3 protein-coding genes and 1 pseudogene are annotated in these 3,631 nt (G+C 39.6%); 2 read left to right on the top strand and 2 right to left on the bottom strand.

Annotated features, from left to right (window positions below):
- Nucleotides 1-145: 145 nt before the first annotated feature.
- Nucleotides 146-1,168 carry a HEAT repeat domain-containing protein gene (locus tag ACKTT2_RS00205; protein WP_407882778.1) on the bottom strand — a complete coding sequence of 341 codons (1,023 nt, stop codon included), beginning with the start codon at nucleotides 1,166-1,168 and terminating at the stop codon, nucleotides 146-148.
- 33 nt (nucleotides 1,169-1,201) lie between these two features.
- A pseudogene (locus ACKTT2_RS00200) lies at nucleotides 1,202-1,432 on the bottom strand (NACHT domain-containing protein); the annotation flags it as partial.
- A gap of 25 nt (nucleotides 1,433-1,457) precedes the next feature.
- On the opposite strand from ACKTT2_RS00200, the gene ACKTT2_RS00195 reads away from it, so the two are divergent.
- Nucleotides 1,458-1,730, top strand: a complete 273-nt coding sequence (locus ACKTT2_RS00195) for an NACHT domain-containing protein (RefSeq protein WP_407882776.1) — start codon at nucleotides 1,458-1,460, stop codon at nucleotides 1,728-1,730.
- Nucleotides 1,731-1,751: 21 nt separating this feature from the next.
- Nucleotides 1,752-3,631 (top strand): tetratricopeptide repeat protein (locus ACKTT2_RS00190; protein WP_407882774.1); only part of this gene is annotated, 1,880 nt, incomplete at its 3' end.

The raw sequence follows: 3,631 nt of genomic DNA, 5'->3' as shown, positions 1-3,631 counted from the left end.
AAATGTTGGGTTTCGTTCCTCAAACGCCACGTCACTCAACGGGGGAAACCCCCGCACTTTTTGTGGCTCCCCAACCTACGTATTTTCGGATTTTTACGCAAAACCTACGCAGTATTGACTCCTATCCCGGTTGAAGATTGCTTAATTAAGCGCGAGCTTTCAGGATGATTAAAGTTTCAGGATCGTCTTTAAACCCCCGTGCTAATTCTCGCAATGCAGCTTTTTGCACGTTTGAATCATTAGAACTCGCGCAATCTTTCAGGATATTCAAGATATCAAGATCGTTTTTAAACCCTCGTGCTAATTCTCGTAACGCGACTTTTTGAACGTTTGAATCATTAGTTTTAGCGGAATCTTTGAGGATAGTTAAAGTATCGGGATTATGTTTGAATCCCCGTGCTAATTCTTGCAATGCGACTGCTCGCACATCTGAATCATCACTCATAGCACTCATTTTCAGGATGGTTAAAGTATCGGGATCGTCTTTAAACCCTCGTGCTAATTCCCGCAATGCAACGACTCGTACTTTCCAATCATCAGCAGTGGTATTAGCTTTAAGAATGGTTAAAGTATCGGAGTCCTCTTTAAACCTCCGCGCTAATTCTTGCAATGCCTCTGCTTGCATATCCAAACCATCATTACTAGTAGCACAAGTTTTAAGCCAGGGTAAGATTTGGGGATCGTCTTTGTAAGTATGGGCTAATTCTCGTAATGCGACCGATCGCACGTCCAAATCGCGATCGCTAGTGGCACGAGTTTTAAGCCACGATAAGATTTGGGGATCGTCTTTGAATGTATGGGCTAATTCTCGTAATGCGACTACTCGTACTCTCCAATTATCATTAATAGCGACATTTTTGAGAATGGTTAAGGTATCGGAGTCATCTTTGAACCCTCGTGCTAATTCTTCTACCGCCTCTGCTCGCACATCCAACTCTTTATCATCAGTAGCAGCAGTTTTGAGGATAGTTAAGGTATCGGGATCGTGTTTGAACCCTCGTGCTAATTCTCGCAATGCTGTTGCTCTTACCTTCCAACTATCAGCACTCACATTAGCTTTAAGGATGGTTAATGTATTGGGGTCATGTTTGAACCCGCGTGCTAATTCTTGTAATGCTACTGTTCGCACCCTCCAATCATCCGCATTAACAGCAGTTTTCAAAATCATTAAGGTTTCGGAATCGTGTTTGAATCCCCGCGCTAGTTCTTGCAATGCTGCAGCTTGCACTTCCAAATCATTAGCCTTATAACCAATTACGCGAGAAGTTACGATCGCTTGGACATTGGGATAGTCATTGGTAAAGCGATGAATATTAGTTATCACATCTTCTCTTGAGCCAGGATCGAATACCTCATCCAAACCATCAAACATAACCAAAGCGTTACCAGCTTTCAATTGTGCGTGTAATTGTTGCTGATTTAAGTGAGCGATCGCCCAAGGAAAATGCTTAATTTTAATGGATGGGCTAGATGAAGTCTATGACCAACAAAGCCGTAAAGGTATCGTAGAACGTATTAACCAGTTTGTCGAGCAGTTTCCTACTAACAAATTTGTCATCACTAGTCGTATTGCTGGTTACCATGAAGTACAACTTAGCGATCGCTTTACCGAATTTACCATAGAAGACATGGACAGCGAACAGGTAGAGAGGTTTCTGTATCGCTGGTGTCCCACGATTGAAAAAATCCAGCAACCAGAAGCTGGTGAGGAACAATGGCAAAAAAAATGAATAGAGCAAGCGCAAGATATTTTGAAGGCAATTGAAGACAATGAAGGAGTGAAGCGGTTAACAGCAAACCCCTTACTATTAACAATATTGGCACTGATTCACCGTAACGGCGAACATTTGCCAGAGCGTCGGGTAAAGTTGTACGACTTAGCAGTACAAACTTTGATAGAAGATTGGCAACTCAGTAAAAAATTACCTGATACTCCAAAGGTGATGCTTAAGGAAACCGAAGTCGTACAACTTTTAGCACCTTTAGCATACTGGATGCATGAGGAGAAACCTTCGGGTTTAGTGACACAAGCGGAAGTCGAGGAAAAGCTCGTAATTGAGCTAGCCAATCTCAATGATACTAACCCAAAATCGAATTCTGTTCGTCAAGAAGTCACACAGTTTTTGCGAAAAGTGAGAGAAACCACAGGTTTGTTTATAGAACGGACACCTGGAGTTTATGGTTTTATGCACTTGACATTTGAAGAATATTTTGCTGCTCGTTATATAGCAGACAAAGATCGAAGTGATATTCTACAACTTCTTGAAAAACACCGTTATGAATCTCGTTGGGATGAGCCTCTTTTATTAACTTTAGGGTATTACGGAAATTTTTCTCCTACTCAGTTATCTAAGTTACTAGAAATACTATTTTCTTATTTGAAAAAGTATGAACCTGTTCTGCAAAATGGGGAAATCAAAATTAAAAACTCTTCATCTAATGATGCAAAAATTATTTGGTTAAAGGCTGACTCTACAGGTAACTTGCAGCAAGCAGAACTTAAACTGAAAGATTTACTGTTTGCAGGACAGGCGATCGCGGAAGTTGACGCAAAAGCAAGTTTTCGCAAAGATCTTATTCAGAAGTTAGTTCTCACCTATATTGGTATAGATGATAATTCTGAAGAGGATGTGGCTCAGCAACTTCTCAAACTACTTCGTAAAATAGAACTGTTTCATCAAAAAACTGAAGTCATAGATATTTTAAAAGAAATAGCGAATGATACAACACTGTCAGCAGAGCTTCAAATTAAGGCAAAAACAGCTATTCTTTATATTGCTTGTGGTGACTTAATACGATTGATAGATTATGCTGTGGAAATTGTAAATCAATTAGAACCTGAACTATTTTACTCCATAATGGAGCTTATGGGAGAGTTGGGCGAAGACATAACATCTTCTCTTGAAATTAGCCAAAAGCGACATGATTTTGATACAGTTTATCAAAATATATTAATTTTCTTAACTGGAATATCTTATGTTCGGAAAAATAAATATGAAAAAGCTGTTGAAATTCTGGAAGACATAGAAGAAAAGTTAGACAAGAGCTTCAGATCCTATCTTTGCTGGGTATTGGCTCAATGTTATGAAGAGAGTGAAAAGTATGAAAAGGCAAATAACTACTACTATCAGTCTAACCTAGCTAATTACCCTCAGCAAAACTCTTTGTTGATTTTCTGGAGACATTGGGGTTGGTGTCAAAGATTAGACAAAAAATATGAACAGTCGCTATTTTATTACCAAAAGGCATTGGCGCTCGCAGAGCAAATTCTAAATTTTAAACACAAGGCGAATGCTTTCTACAATATTGCGAGAGTTTATCAAGATTGGGGAAAATACGCACAGGCAATAGATTATCATCAACAAAGTCAAGAACTTTATCAACAACTAGGACGAGACAAGAATGTCGCTAACCAATGGTCTTGGATGGCTACTTGTTATAGAGAATGGTGTAAGTACGAGCAAGCTATTCAATGTGCCAACCAATGCTTAGTTCTACGTCAGCAGTTAGATGATAAAATAGGCGTTGCTAATGCTCATAATCGGTTGGGTCGCATTTATCAAGCGTGGGGTCAACACGCACAAGCAATCAATTACTATCAACAAAGCCGGGAAGCATACCAGCAGTTGGG

It is taken from the genome of Scytonema hankhaensis NUACC26, from assembly GCF_045865695.1.
Classification (GTDB): domain Bacteria; phylum Cyanobacteriota; class Cyanobacteriia; order Cyanobacteriales; family Nostocaceae; genus Scytonema.
This window is presented reverse-complemented; position numbering and strand designations above follow the sequence as displayed.

Excerpts from the sequence above, each read along its gene's own strand:
- ACKTT2_RS00195 (WP_407882776.1), top strand. The coding sequence starts at position 1,458 with ATGGATGGGCTAGATGAAGTCTATGACCAACAAAGCCGTAAAGGTATC.
- ACKTT2_RS00205 (WP_407882778.1), bottom strand. The coding sequence starts at position 1,168 with ATGATTTTGAAAACTGCTGTTAATGCGGATGATTGGAGGGTGCGAACA.